The organism is Nocardia sp. CY41 (assembly GCF_009829325.1).
Lineage (GTDB): Bacteria > Actinomycetota > Actinomycetes > Mycobacteriales > Mycobacteriaceae > Nocardia.
The window spans coordinates 51,625-64,893 of sequence record NZ_VUOS01000012.1 but is presented as its reverse complement, the minus strand read 5'-3'; the positions used below and the strand labels follow the sequence as shown (position 1 = coordinate 64,893).

Here is a 13,269-nt window from a genome sequence, read left to right as displayed (position 1 = left end):
TGTATAGCAGACCGCCGGCGCCCGTGCCGACCGCCGACTTCGCTACTGGTGCGGAAACTCTTGCCGGACAGCGCAAAAGGGCGCGCGATCAGCGACCGCACGCCCTGTATCCGCGACCGGATCAGAAGTTGATCATGTGGCCGGCCAGGCCGTGGAAGGCTTCCTGGAGGGCCTCGCTGAGCGTCGGGTGCGTGTGCACGTTCCGGGTCAGCTCGTTGACCGTCAGGTCCCACTTCTGCGCGAGGGTGAGCTCGGGCAGCAGTTCGGAGACGTCCGGGCCGATGAGGTGCCCGCCGATCAGTTCGCCGTACTTGGCGTCGGCGATCAGCTTGACGAAACCGGTCGGATCGCCGAGGCCGTGCGCCTTGCCGTTGGCGGTGAACGGGAAGGTCGCGACCTTCACGTCGTAGCCCTCGTCGCGCGCCTGCTGCTCGGTCAGGCCGAAGCTGGCGACCTGCGGCTGGCAGAAGGTGGCGCGCGGCATCATCCGGTAGTCGCCGAGGGTGACGGTCTCCGCACCCGCGATGGTCTCGGCCGCCACCACGCCCTGCGCCTCCGCGACGTGCGCGAGCTGCAGCTTGCCGGTGACGTCGCCGATCGCGTAGATGTGCGGCACGTTGGTGCGCATGTAGTCGTCGATCCCGATCGCGCCGCGGTCGGTGACCACCACGCCGGTGGTCTCCAAGCCGTAGCCGTCGATGCGCGGAGCGAAGCCGACGGCCTGCAGCACCTTGTCGACGGTGACGGTCTCGATCGAGCCGCTCTTGTTGTCCTTGATCGCGACGGTGACCTTGGCGCCGTCGTCCTCGATGGACTGCACGGCCGCACCGGTGGTGATGGTGATGCCGAGCTTCTTGTACTGCTTGGTGATCTCCTTGGAGACGTCCGCGTCCTCGTTCGGCAGCGCGCGGTCGAGGAACTCGACGATGCGCACGTCGACGCCGTAGTTCTTCAGGACGTAGCCGAACTCCATGCCGATCGCGCCCGCGCCGACGATGAGGATCGAGCCCGGCAGGTCACGGGTGAGGATCTGCTCCTCGTAGGTGACCACGTTGGCGCTGAGCCGGGTGCCGGGCAGCAACTTGGTAACGGTGCCCGCCGCGATGATCGCGTTGTCGAACGTGATCGACTCGGTGCCGCCCTTGCCGAGCTCGACCGAAAGCGAGTTCGGGCCGGTGAAGGTGCCCTTGCCGTCGAACTCGTCGATCTTGTTCTTCTTCATCAGGAAGTGGACGCCCTTGACCCGCCCGTCGGCGACCTTGCGGCTGCGATCGAAGGCCACGCCGAAGTCGAAGTTCACCTCACCGGAGATGCCGAAGGTCTTCGCCTCCTTGGTGAAGATGTGGGCGAGCTCGGCGTTGCGCAGCAGCGCCTTGGACGGGATGCAGCCCACGTTCAGGCACACACCACCCCAGTATTTCTGCTCGACGATCGCTGTTCGCAGGCCGAGTTGAGCGGCGCGGATCGCGGCGACGTATCCGCCGGGACCAGCACCGAGAACGACGACATCGTAGTGGGAAGTCACGCCCCGAGCCTAACTCCGCGGCGCAAACTTCACGCACCCGTACCCCACAACTGTGAGGCATGGACCACACCGAATACAGAACTTCCCCCGACCGGGAAGAACTACTCGCCCCGACGGTCCTACCATGCCGCCTGAGCAGCCGTTCCGCCTCGCATGAAACGGCTCAGGTGCGCCAGACCTGGCGGGCGACGCGGCGGAAGTTCTCGCCGAAGACCGCGGCTCGGTCGGCGGGGCCGAAGCCGCGGGCGGCCAGGGCCTCGTCGAGGCCGGGTACCTCGGAGGCGCCGGTCAGGTCCTCTGGTGGGACCCATTGCAAAGGACCATATTTGGTGTATGCCTCGGAAAAAGCACCCGGATTGTGCGCCATCTCGGCGTTGAAGTCCTCGGCGTCGAAGGAGTAATCCGAGCCGATGCCGATGTGCTCGATGCCGACGAGTTCCGCGCCGTACTCGATGTGCCGCGCCATCGCCGCGATCCGCTCGGCGCGCTGGCCCGCCGCGTTGCGCCCGAGGAAGATGCCGACGCCGTTGATCCCGATCACGCCCCCGGCCGAGGCGCAGGCGCGCGCTTGGTCGTCGGTGATGTTGCGCGGATGGTCCCAGAGCGCGGCGAAGTTGGAGTGGCTGTAGATCATCGGGACGACGCTCAGCTCGGCCAGTTCCAGCCCGGTGCGCCGGGAGCAGTGCGAGCCGTCGGCGAAGACACCGGCTTCGTTGAGCGCGTGGACGAGGTCGCGCCCGTATCCGGTGAGGCCGGTGTCCTCGGTGTCCAGGCATCCACAGCCCGCGGCGTTGGCGTGGTTGTAGGCGGGCAGCAGCGACCGCACGCCGAGTTCGGCGAAGCGCGCGACGTTGTCCAGATCGCCGCCGAGCGGGCCGGAGTCCTCCAAGTCGAAAGCGAGCGCGATGGCGCCCTGCGCTCCGATGTCGTCGACGCTGTCGACCAGATGAAACCGGCCGTCGGTCAGAGCAGCCCGGCGAAATCGCTCCAGCAGCGCCAGCGAATCGGCGGTCGACTGCCGGGAGTATCCGACGTTCACCGACAAATACGATCCGGCCGGGTAACGAGCGAGGTCGCCGATGCGCGCGGCGGGCGTCAGCGGCAGACAGCAGTGCTGCTCCCACAGGAAGGGTGGCAACCTCGAACCTCCTGGTCGGACCGGCCTCGCAAGCAGCGATCCTACTGTCCGCATCGAGCGAGCATCGGCACGCGGCGAACGGCCGGCGCAGCCGGCTTCGCGTAGCTGCCGAGTTGCCGTATCGGCCAACACCTTTCGTCGTCATCGCCGTAACAGGGCACCCACCTGGACCGATGCATGAAGTACATCAATCCTCCCGTGCCCCGAAGGCGGTGCGACCATGCGTCGCTTACTTCTGCTGTTGTTTTCCTTCGTGACATTCGCCGGTCTCTGGATCGCGCCCGCCCCGGCGTCCGCCGCCCCGGCGTGCGCGTCCGGTTGGGGCTCGATCCCCAAGACCAGCCAAGCCCGCTCACTCGCGCCGCTCACCGGTGTCCGCACCGGCAGGCACGACTGCTTCGACCGCCTGGTGTTCGACGTCGCCGGACCGGTGACCGGCTATCACGTCGGCTACGTCGAGCGGGTCGTCATGGACGGCTCCGGAGCGCTCGTTCCGCTGCGCGGCGGGGCGTTCCTCAGCATCACCCTCAACGCCGCCGCCTACGACGACTCGTTCACCCCCACCTACAACCCGTCGAACCGGGCCGAGCTCGCCGACGTGCGGGACTACCGGACCTTCCGGCAAGTGGCCTGGGCGGGCTCCTTCGAGGGCCAGACCACGATCGGCGCGGGCACGCGCGCCCGGTTGCCGTTCCAGGTGTCCACCCTCACCGGTCCAGGCGGCGGATCGCGCGTCGTGGTCGACGTAGCGCACTCCTGGTGAACCCGCGCCGCGCCGCTCGGCCACAATGTGGGGATGAGCGGCGTTGAGCGGAACGTGACCGATCCCTACCTCTGGCTGGAAGAAGTGACCGACGAGCGCGCCCTCGACTGGGCTCGCGCGCGCAACGCGGTAGTGCGCGCCCGGTTCGCCGACTCCGATCGCTTCCGCGATCTGGAGCGTCGCATCCTCGGCATGCTCGACACCGACACCAAGATCGCCTACCCGGCGCGGCGCGGTCGCTGGCTGTACAACTTCTGGCGCGACGCCGAGCATCCGCGCGGCCTCTGGCGGCGCACCACGCTCGCCGAGTACGCCGAAGACGCGCCGGACTGGGACGTGCTGATCGACCTGGACGCGGTGGCCGCCGCCGAGGACGAGAACTGGGTGTGGGGCGGGGCGGCGGTGCTGCGCCCGGAACAGTCCCGCGCGCTGATCAGCCTCTCGCGAGGCGGTGCGGACGCGAAGGTGGTCCGCGAGTTCGACCTCGAGCGCAGGGTGTTCGTCGAGCCGGCCGACGGCGGCTTCTTCCTGCCCGAGGCGAAGTCGGAGATCCGCTGGATCGACATCGACTCGGTCTATGTCGGCACCGACTTCGGCCCCGGTTCGCTGACCGATTCGGGATACCCGCGGATCGCGAAACGCTGGCGTCGCGGCACCGCCCTGGCCGACGCGACCACTGTTTTCGAGGGCGAGAGCGGCGATGTCGCGGTGTCGGCGGGCTACGACCGCACTCCGGGTTACGAACGGCACTACGTCGGCCGCGCCACCGACTTCTTCAACGAAGAGGTCTACCTGCTGGAAGCCGACGGCACGCTCCGGTACCTGGACCTCCCCAGCGACGCCGACGAATCCTGGTACAAGGACTGGCTGCTGGTGCGGCTGAAGTCGCCGTGGGAAGTCGGCGACGCGAGCTACCCCGCGGGCGCGCTGCTGGCCGCCGACTTCGAGAAGTTCCTGGCCGGCGACCGTGATTTCGAGGTGCTCTTCACCCCGGACGCGCACACCTCGCTGCACGGCTACGGCTGGACCGAGAACCACCTGTTGCTGGTCACGCTCGAGGACGTGCAGACCAAGCTCCACGTGCTGACACCGGGGACGGACGGCTGGCGCCGCGAGCCGCTGGCCGACACCCCGCCGATGGCCACCACCAGCGTGCTGAACCTCGACCCGCTGGACAACGGCGACGAGTTCATGCTCAACACCAGCGGATTCACTACTCCGGCCACGCTGCTGACCGGCGCGGTCGGCGAGCGCACCGAGCGGCTCAAGCAGGAGCCCGGGTTCTTCGACGCCGACGGCGTGGTGACCGAGCAGTTCTTCGCCACGTCCGACGACGGCACCCAGGTGCCGTACTTCGTGATCCGCCATCGTGACCGCGAGGGCTTCCCCGGGCCGACGATGATGTCCGGTTACGGCGGTTTCGAGGTATCGCGCACGCCCGCCTACAGCGGCGCGTCGGGCATGGGGTGGCTGGAGCGCGGCGGAACCTGGGTGATGACGAACATCCGCGGCGGCGGCGAGTACGGGCCGCAGTGGCACACCTCGGTGCAGAAAGCCAACCGGCACAAGGTGTACGAGGACTTCTCCTCGATCGCGAAGGACCTCGTCGCGCGCGGCATCACCACCGCGGACCAGCTCGGCGCGGTCGGGGGCAGCAACGGCGGACTGCTCATGGGCGTGATGCTGACCCGCTACCCCGAATTGTTCGGCGCGATCGTCTGCCAGGTGCCGCTGCTGGACATGAAGCGCTACCACTTGCTGCTCGCGGGCGCCTCCTGGATGGCCGAGTACGGCGACCCCGACAAGCCGGAGGACTGGGAGTACATCGGCAAGTACTCGCCCTACCAGAACGCTCGCGCCGACCGCGCCTACCCGCCGATCCTGATCACCACCTCTACCAGGGACGACCGGGTGCACCCCGGACATGCCCGGAAAATGGCAGCGCTGCTGGAGGAACAGGGCCACGAGGTCTGGTACCACGAGAACATCGAAGGCGGCCACGGCGGCGCGGCCGACAACAAGCAGTCGGCTTTCCAGGCGGCGCTGATCTACGAGTTCTTCACCCAGATGCTGATCGAACGCCGCGCCTGATCAACGGTCGCGCAGCCACTTCTCGATCTGGTCGACGGTGCTGGTGTACTGGCGGATCCAGCCGTTGTGCCCCAGCGGCTCGGGCTGCCGCCAGCGCGTCACCTCGGCATTGGGCAGCTTCTCCAGCAGGTGTTCGGCGGAGCTGGTCGGGGTGAGGTCGTCGCCGGTCATCGTGATGGACAGCACCGGAAGCTTCAGCCGCGCGATGCGCTCCTCGTAGTCGATGTCCGCGCCGACCGGGACGAACCGGCCGGTGCGGGCCAGCCGGGCCCAGTCGGAGATCAACACCTTGGACTGGCGGCCGAAACCCATCGAGACACGGTCGCCCGGCCAGAAGCCGGCCAGGTTGGCCGTCAGCGAGATGGCCGTGGTGCCGACCAGCATGCCCGGCCCCGAAAGTCCGCGGTAGCCGCGGTAATACGGCGTGCCGGACGCGACCAGGACGAGCCCGCCGAGCCTGCCGCGGATGCGCGCGGCGTACATGACGCCGAGCTGGCCGCCCATGCTGTGCCCGAGCAGATACGGCGTGCTGTCCGGGAACTGCTCGCGGACCACCTCGAAAATCGCCGGGAAGTCCACCGAGACGAGCTCGTGGTAGCCGTACGTGCTGGCGGAACTCGGCTTCGGCCTGCTGTCGCCGTTGCCGCGCAGCTCGCCGATGGCCACGTCGAACCCGCGCGCCGCCAGGCCTTCGGCGAACAGTTCGTAGTAACCCGCGGGAACCCCGAGGCCGGGCACGATGACCAGCACCGGGCGCGGCGTATCCGGGGTGACCGGGTGCCGGTGCGCGCCCCCGGCGGGGATCAACCGCACCGGGACCGTGGTGCCGTCCGGCATCTGGATCGGAACTGTCTGCATCCCCGCACGGTACCGCGCTCGTCACCGCCGATCCCGCGGACCGGAACGCTAGGCGCGCACCGCGCCGATGATCACCCTGCTCAGCACCCGGATCACGTCGTCGAGCGGCGGGCGCGGCTCCGAGCCGCTCCAGGAGTCCACCACGTAGTTGACGCCGCCGATGATGGCGAGCATCCGCATCTCGTAGTCGCCCGCGGGGATCTCACCGTGCAACGCGGCGTCCTCTGCGGCGCCGGCCAGCAGCGAACCCCACTCCCGGCGCACCGCGAGCCGGAATTTCTCCACCTTCGGGCCCGCGCCGACCACTTCGACGAGGGCGACGCGCGCCTTGCGTGGATCGGATCCGATCGACTCGACGTAGGCGCGGACGGCCGCGTCGATGACCTCCAGCGACTTCGCGCCGGACTTGGCGTCCAACGCCTTCTTCACCGCGTCCCGCGACTCCCGGTCGATCTGCTCGTACAGCTCCAGGAGTAGGGACTCGCGACCGGTGAACTCCTCGTAGAACTGTCGCGAGGAGAGTCCGGCGTCCTTGCAGATGGCGCCGACCGAACTATTGGCGTAGCCGTCGCGCGCGAAGACCGTCAGGCCTGACTCCAGAAAACGCGCACGCCGCTGACGCTGCCGGTCCTCCACGGGTTGCCCGGCATACATTCGACCCGTATTCGCATCCTGTGACATTGGGGCAGACAATACAGAAGGGCCCGAACTCATCGTCATGGATCGGGCCCTTCGTTACAACCCTCGACCGACAAAGGGTTAGCCGAAAGTTGGCTGAGCAGTTGCTACCTCATTGATCGGTCGCCGAGCCGAAGCCCGGCGACCATAGTAGTTTGCGCACAAGCACGCTCATCAGCGAATCGAGCATCCGGCAACTCCGATCTGTCCGTGAGACATTCCTTGTCACTGGCTATTTGCCGGAACAGACGATACCCAGCAGCGCCACGATTGCGGGCAATTTTAGAGGGAAACTGTAGAATTTTTTGTTTCATTCCGATTCGTCGGTTACGGCAGGTTCGCCCGACCCCGCTTGCCGGGCCAGCAATTCCGGCAGCGCGGCCACGGAATCGATGACGTGATCGGGCGCGCGGTCGGCCGACGCCAGCACCCCCGGTCGGAATTTACCTGTGCGCACCAGCACTCCGGTCAACCCGGCGTCTTGCGCCGCAAGCACATCCGAATACAGATCGTCACCGACCATCACGACCTCCGCCGGGTCCAGCCGCATCAACGCCGCGGCGGTCCGGAAGCCGGGCGCGGCGGGCTTGCCGACCACTTCGATGCGCGCGTTGCCCGCCGCCTCCAGTCCGGGCAGGTACACGCCCGCGTCGACGCGAAGTCCGTCCGCCGTCGCCCAGGTCAGGCCGCTGTGCATCGCGACGACGGGCACGCCGTCCAGCATCAGTTCCGCCACGCGGCTCAGCGCGGCGTGATCGAATTCCGGCCCGGCGCCCCCGATCACGACCACGTCGGGGTGCTCGTCGTCGAGCGTCAGGCCGGTGAGGTCCGCCGTGATATCGCCGTGGTTGAGCACCCAGACCGCGGCTCCGGGATGGCGATCGCGCACGAACTCGGCGGTGAGCCGTGCGGCAGTGACGATCTCGGCGGGCTCGACCTCGATACCCGTGTCGCACAGACGCTTCGCGATCTCGCCACAGGTGCGTGAAGTGGTGTTGGTCAGGAAGGCGCGGCGCAGTCCGCTCTCCCGGATCCGGCGCACCGCGGCGGCCGCGCCCTCGATCTCCTGCCAGGAGGTCACCAGGACGCCGTCGATGTCGTAGAGCACACCTCGGATCCGGTCCGGCATGGCTTCAGCGTACGACCGGCACGCCCGCCGGGCACGCCGAACGCCCGTCGGCGACCCACAGCCGCGCCGTGCAGGCTGCGCGACGAACCCCTGCCCGAACGATCACTGATGCCGGAGGCCGACTGCGAGGCGGCCCGGGGTCGAGTGCCCACGGCGGCAGGGTTTCTCGTGCCCCGCACCGGCCGGGGACGCGCGCGGCGGGCGGGTCAGCGCTGAGCGCCGGTGATGACCGCGTCCAGTAGGCCGGGGAAGCGCTGCTCCAGGTCGTCGCGCCGTAATTCGACCAGCCGATTGCGGCCGGAGACGAAGGTCGTCGTGATGCCCGCGTCTCGCAGCACCTTCCAGTGGTGCGAGGCGGTCGCCGCGGTGATCTCCACGTCGAACTCCCGAACATTGCAGCTCAGCGGCTCGCGCTCCCCGGCGAGCGCGCGCACCAGCTCCAGCCGGACCGGGTCGGCGAGGGCGCTGAGCACTCGGACCAGATCGATGTCGGCGGTGCTCGGCTGCGGCAGCGGGCGCATCTCCATTCTCCGATCGTTTGACAACAATCGAATCATATCCGACTCTCTTTCTATGATGCTTCGACAACCATCGAACAATCTCTATCGGTCGCTCCTTCCGCTCGCCGTGGGCACTTTCGTGCTCGGCACCGACGGCTTCGTACTCAGCGGCCTGCTACCGCTGATCGCCGCCGACCTGCACGTCTCGGTGGCCACCGCCGGGCAGCTGACCACGATGTTCGCCTGGACCTATGCCCTCGCCTCCCCGGTGATCGCCGCGGCGACCGGCTCCTGGGATCGCCGCTGGGTACTCGGGGGCGGCGCCACGCTCTTCGTCATCGGCATGATCGGGCAGGCCGCCGGGGAAAGCTTCGGCATCATGGCCGCGGCGCGCGTCGTGGCGGCGATCGGGGCGGCGGCTTTTCAGGCCAACGCGTTCGCCGTCGCGGGCGTCGTAGCCGATGACGCCCACCGGGGACGGGCGCTGTCGATCGTGACCGCGGGCATCACGCTGTCCAGCGTCGCGGGCGTGCCGATCGGCATCTTCGCCGAACGCTGGGTCGGCTGGCGCGGCGTGCTGTGGGGGATCGCGCTGGGCGGGGCGGTAGCAGCGGTACTCGTGCTGCTCCTGCCGCGGGTGACGCTGCCGAGCACGAGCCTGCGCGACCGGATCGGTGTGCTGACCCGGCCGCCGGTGCTGCGCGTGCTGATCGTGACGACAACGCAGATCACCGCCGTCTACACCACCGTGGTCTACCTGCCGGTCGTGGTCGCGGCCTCCGTGCCGCAGACCATGCTCGCCTGGCTGCTGCTGGCCATGGGCATCGGCCAGGTCATCGGCAACGCGCAGGCCGGTCGGGCGGTCGACCGCTACGGCCCGCGGCGCACGCTGATCGTCGGGCTCGCGGGCGCGCTGGCCGGCCTGGCGCTGCTCGGCGTGGCCGTCCATGCCGCATGGGCGGTGTTCGTCGTACTCGCCGTCACCGGGCTGTTCGGTTCGGCGATCCTGGTCCCGCAGCAGCACCGCCTCTTCGGCATCGCCCACGACGCGCCCACCGTCGCCCTCGGCCTGAACGGATCGGCCATCTACCTCGGCGCGGGTCTCGGGTCGATCATCGGTGCGACCGTGCTGGAATCCCACGGCGCCGAGTGGCTGCCGTGGACCTCCACGCTCATCGCCTGCCTGGCGCTCGCGCTCGCGCTCGCGAAGATCAAGTCTCCGACCGCCATTCCGGTTCCAGCCTGACCCGACCCGAGAGGGGCGCGACCCCAGGTCGCGCCACTCTTCGCTACGCGGCGGGACCGGGGCGGATCGAGTCCAGCCGGTCCGCGCATCGAGTCAGCAAGTCCTGCAACGTAGCCCGTTCGGCGTCGGTGAACTCCTCGGCGAGGGCCCGTTCGACCCGGACCGCACGGACGTCCGCGTCGCGCATCACCGCCGCGCCCTTGTCGGTCAGCGTGGTCTCCAGGACGTTCTTGTGCCACGGGTGCGGCGTGCGCTCGATGAGCCCCCGATCCTGCAGATTGCCCAGCACGGTGTTCATCGACGGCGGGGTGACGCCGCAGAGCCGGGCCAGGGCGGCGGCCGAGATGCCGGGATTCTCCGCGAGGAACAGCAGTGCGGCGTACTGCGGCACGGTGACACCCGCCGGTTTCAACGCGGCGTTCTTGGCCGTGTTGAGGGACTGCTCGGCACGTTTGAGATACGAGCCGATCCGTTGGGCGGCGGGCAACGACGTCATAACCGCATGGTATCCGTGCGTCTTATCGTATGAACCTTGACGGTTATTAGAGTTCTAACTTAGATTCATAGACGTTTTTCAATGTGAATGTATTAAATAGAACGGACTCGTATCTCGATGCCCCACGCACTTCCCCACCGCCTGCTGTCGACCCTGGCAGCGGCGAGCGCCTGCGTCACGCTCGCCGCGTGCGGCGCCGGTGACACGCCCAGCGCCGCCGTCCACACCGCGTACGAACTCCCCGGCGACCGCGTATACCCGGAAGGCATCGCGGTCGACGCGCGCACCGGCGACCTCTACGTCGGCTCGTACACCACCGGCGCCGTCTACCGAGCGACCCCGGACGCCCGGCGCGCCGAAGTCTTCCTGCCCGAAGGCGCAGGCAACCACAAGACCGCCAACGGCTTGAAAGTCGACGCCGTGGGGCGGCTGTGGGTGACCGACTCGACCACCGGCGTCGCGGTATACGACGTCGCGACCCGTGCCCTGCTCGCCGACTTCACCGTGCCCGGAAGCGATCCCCGCTTCGTGAACGATCTCGCCTTCACCCCGGACGGCACGGCGTATCTGACCGACAGCACGCGGGCGGTCGTCTATCGCGTCACCCAGGACCAACTGGCCGCCGCCAGAGCGCAGGGCGGGCGCGCAGAACTGAGCCCGCAGTTCGACCTACGCTCCGCGCTGCCGCCGATCGAGCCGGGCGGCTTCAGCCTCAACGGCATCGTCGCCGATCCGGCCGGCCGCTATCTGCTCACCGTCGACATGCCGCGCGGCGACCTGTACCGGATCGCGCTGTCGCCGGAAGCGAGCCCGATCGGCAAGGTCACCCTGCGTGGCGGCGATCTCCGCCAAGGCGACGGACTCGACCTGCGCGACGGCACACTGTGGGCCGCGCACAACACCACGAACACGATCAGCCGCTGGACCGTCTCCGGCGACGGAACCACCGCGACGCTGGACCGGCAGCGCAGCGACGACGCGCTCGCCATCCCGACGACCCTGGCCCGCGCCGGTGACCGGACCCTGATCGTCTCCTCGCAGTTCGACAAGGGCGGTCCGATGGGCCCCGGCAGCCCGAAGACGCCGTTCGCCGTCGTCACCCTCGACGGCATCTGACGCCGGAACGCCGGAAGCCGGCCCACCTCGCGGTGGACCGGCTTCCGGGTCGAACTATGGTGCCGGGTGGCCGGACTCAGAAGTCCATGCCGCCCATGCCACCGGTCGGGTCGCCGGCGGGAGCGGCGGCCTTCTCCGGCTTGTCGGCGACAACGGCCTCCGTGGTCAGGAACAGGGCCGCGATCGAGGCCGCGTTCTGCAGCGCCGAGCGGGTGACCTTGACCGGGTCGGCGACGCCGGCGGCCAGCAGGTCCTCGTACTCGCCCGAGTCGGCGTTCAGGCCGTGACCCGCGGGCAGGTTGGCGACCTTCTCGGCGACCACGCCGGGCTCGAGGCCCGCGTTGAACGCGATCTGCTTCAACGGAGCCGACAGCGCGACCTTCACGATGTTCGCGCCGGTGGCCTCGTCACCGGCGAGCTTCAGCTCCTCCAGCGCAGGCGCCGACTGCAGCAGGGCCACGCCACCACCGGCGACGATGCCCTCCTCGACAGCCGCCTTCGCGTTGCGCACGGCGTCCTCGATGCGGTGCTTGCGCTCCTTGAGCTCCACCTCGGTGGCCGCGCCCGCCTTGATCACCGCGACGCCACCGGCCAGCTTGGCCAGCCGCTCCTGCAGCTTCTCCCGGTCGTAGTCCGAGTCGGAGTTCTCGATCTCGGAGCGGATCTGCTGCACCCGGCCCTTGATGGCCTCCGGGTCGCCCGCGCCCTCGACGATCGTGGTCTCGTCCTTGGTGACGACGACCTTGCGCGCCTGGCCGAGCAGCTCGATGCCCGCGCTCTCCAGCGAGAGGCCGACCTCTTCGGTGATGACCTCGCCACCGGTCAGGATGCCGATGTCGGCGAGCTGCGCCTTGCGACGGTCACCGAAGCCGGGCGCCTTGACGGCGACGGACTTGAAGGTGCCGCGGATCTTGTTGACCACCAGGGTGGAGAGGGCCTCGCCCTCGACGTCCTCGGCGATGATCAGCAGCGGCTTGCCCGCCTGGATGACCTTCTCCAGCAGCGGCAGCAGGTCCTTGACGGTCGAGACCTTCGAGCCGACCAGCAGGATGTACGGGTCCTCCAGGACCGCTTCCTGACGCTCCGGGTCGGTCACGAAGTAACCCGAGATGTAGCCCTTGTCGAAGCGCATGCCCTCGGTGAGCTCCAGCTGGAGACCGAAGGTGTTGCTCTCCTCGACGGTGATGACGCCTTCCTTGCCGACCTTGTCCATGGCCTCGGCGATCAGCTCACCGATGGACGCGTCGCCGGCCGAGATACCGGCGGTGGCGGCGATCTGCTCCTTGGTCTCGACCTCCTTGGCGGTGTCGAGCAGCTTGGCGGTGACGGCCTCGACGGCCTTCTCGATGCCGCGCTTCAGGCCCAGCGGGTTCGCACCGGCCGCGACGTTACGCAGGCCCTCGCGCACCAGCGCCTGGGCGAGCACGGTCGCGGTGGTGGTGCCGTCGCCCGCGACGTCGTCGGTCTTCTTGGCGACTTCCTTGACCAGCTCGGCGCCGATCTTCTCGTACGGGTCCTCCAGCTCGATCTCCTTGGCGATGGACACACCATCGTTGGTGATCGTGGGAGCGCCCCACTTCTTCTCCAGGACAACGTTGCGACCCTTGGGGCCCAGCGTCACCTTGACCGCGTCGGCGAGGCTGTTCAGACCCCGCTCGAGGCCGCGGCGGGCCTCTTCGTCATACGCAATTGTCTTGGCCATGGCGTTGTTGAGATCCTCCATGTGGAT

The 13,269-nt window shown here is 68.5% G+C and carries 12 protein-coding genes; 4 read left to right on the top strand and 8 right to left on the bottom strand.

What is annotated here, in order from left to right:
- Nucleotides 1–121 precede the first annotated feature (121 nt).
- Together lpdA and GVY64_RS13965 are read right to left on the bottom strand one after the other, a co-directional pair.
- Nucleotides 122–1,525, bottom strand: a complete 1,404-nt coding sequence (gene lpdA, locus GVY64_RS13970) for a dihydrolipoyl dehydrogenase (protein ID WP_159841393.1) — start codon at nucleotides 1,523–1,525, stop codon at nucleotides 122–124.
- 163 nt (nucleotides 1,526–1,688) lie between these two features.
- Nucleotides 1,689–2,663, bottom strand: a complete 975-nt coding sequence (locus tag GVY64_RS13965; RefSeq protein WP_236566819.1) for a dipeptidase — start codon at nucleotides 2,661–2,663, stop codon at nucleotides 1,689–1,691.
- A 220-nt stretch (nucleotides 2,664–2,883) separates the two neighbouring features.
- Here GVY64_RS13965 and GVY64_RS13960 point away from each other — a divergent pair, with 220 nt between their 5' ends.
- Together GVY64_RS13960 and GVY64_RS13955 are read left to right on the top strand one after the other, a co-directional pair.
- Entirely contained in the window at nucleotides 2,884–3,426 is a 543-nt protein-coding gene (locus GVY64_RS13960) for an AMIN-like domain-containing (lipo)protein (protein WP_159841389.1), read from the top strand.
- Nucleotides 3,427–3,459: 33 nt separating this feature from the next.
- Nucleotides 3,460–5,517: a prolyl oligopeptidase family serine peptidase gene (locus tag GVY64_RS13955; protein ID WP_159841387.1), complete on the top strand. Its 2,058-nt coding sequence runs from the start codon at nucleotides 3,460–3,462 to the stop codon at nucleotides 5,515–5,517.
- Here GVY64_RS13955 and GVY64_RS13950 read toward each other — a convergent pair whose 3' ends face one another.
- The 4 genes from GVY64_RS13950 to GVY64_RS13935 all read right to left on the bottom strand — a co-directional run bounded on the left by GVY64_RS13950 (nucleotide 5,518) and on the right by GVY64_RS13935 (nucleotide 8,709).
- Nucleotides 5,518–6,375, bottom strand: a complete 858-nt coding sequence (locus tag GVY64_RS13950) for an alpha/beta hydrolase family protein (protein ID WP_159841385.1) — start codon at nucleotides 6,373–6,375, stop codon at nucleotides 5,518–5,520.
- 48 nt (nucleotides 6,376–6,423) lie between these two features.
- Complete coding sequence (locus GVY64_RS13945; protein WP_236566818.1) at nucleotides 6,424–7,056, bottom strand: TetR/AcrR family transcriptional regulator; 633 nt, start codon at nucleotides 7,054–7,056, stop codon at nucleotides 6,424–6,426.
- Between the two features lie 307 nt (nucleotides 7,057–7,363).
- Nucleotides 7,364–8,182, bottom strand: coding sequence for an HAD-IIA family hydrolase (locus GVY64_RS13940; RefSeq protein WP_159841383.1), 819 nt, complete (start codon nucleotides 8,180–8,182; stop codon nucleotides 7,364–7,366).
- Nucleotides 8,183–8,388: 206 nt separating this feature from the next.
- Nucleotides 8,389–8,709, bottom strand: a complete 321-nt coding sequence (locus GVY64_RS13935; protein WP_201298008.1) for an ArsR/SmtB family transcription factor — start codon at nucleotides 8,707–8,709, stop codon at nucleotides 8,389–8,391.
- Nucleotides 8,710–8,755: 46 nt separating this feature from the next.
- On the opposite strand from GVY64_RS13935, the gene GVY64_RS13930 reads away from it, so the two are divergent.
- Nucleotides 8,756–9,928 carry an MFS transporter gene (locus tag GVY64_RS13930; RefSeq protein WP_159841381.1) on the top strand — a complete coding sequence of 391 codons (1,173 nt, stop codon included), beginning with the start codon at nucleotides 8,756–8,758 and terminating at the stop codon, nucleotides 9,926–9,928.
- Nucleotides 9,929–9,971: 43 nt separating this feature from the next.
- Here GVY64_RS13930 and GVY64_RS13925 read toward each other — a convergent pair whose 3' ends face one another.
- Nucleotides 9,972–10,424, bottom strand: a complete 453-nt coding sequence (locus GVY64_RS13925) for a MarR family winged helix-turn-helix transcriptional regulator (RefSeq protein WP_201298007.1) — start codon at nucleotides 10,422–10,424, stop codon at nucleotides 9,972–9,974.
- A gap of 117 nt (nucleotides 10,425–10,541) precedes the next feature.
- Between GVY64_RS13925 and GVY64_RS13920 the strand changes: the two genes are divergently transcribed.
- A complete protein-coding gene (locus tag GVY64_RS13920; RefSeq protein WP_159841379.1) occupies nucleotides 10,542–11,540 on the top strand; it encodes an SMP-30/gluconolactonase/LRE family protein in 999 nt (332 codons plus the stop codon).
- A gap of 76 nt (nucleotides 11,541–11,616) precedes the next feature.
- Here the strand turns inward: GVY64_RS13920 and groL are convergent, their stop codons facing one another.
- Nucleotides 11,617–13,242: a chaperonin GroEL gene (gene groL, locus GVY64_RS13915; protein WP_159841377.1), complete on the bottom strand. Its 1,626-nt coding sequence runs from the start codon at nucleotides 13,240–13,242 to the stop codon at nucleotides 11,617–11,619.
- Nucleotides 13,243–13,269: the final 27 nt, after the last annotated feature.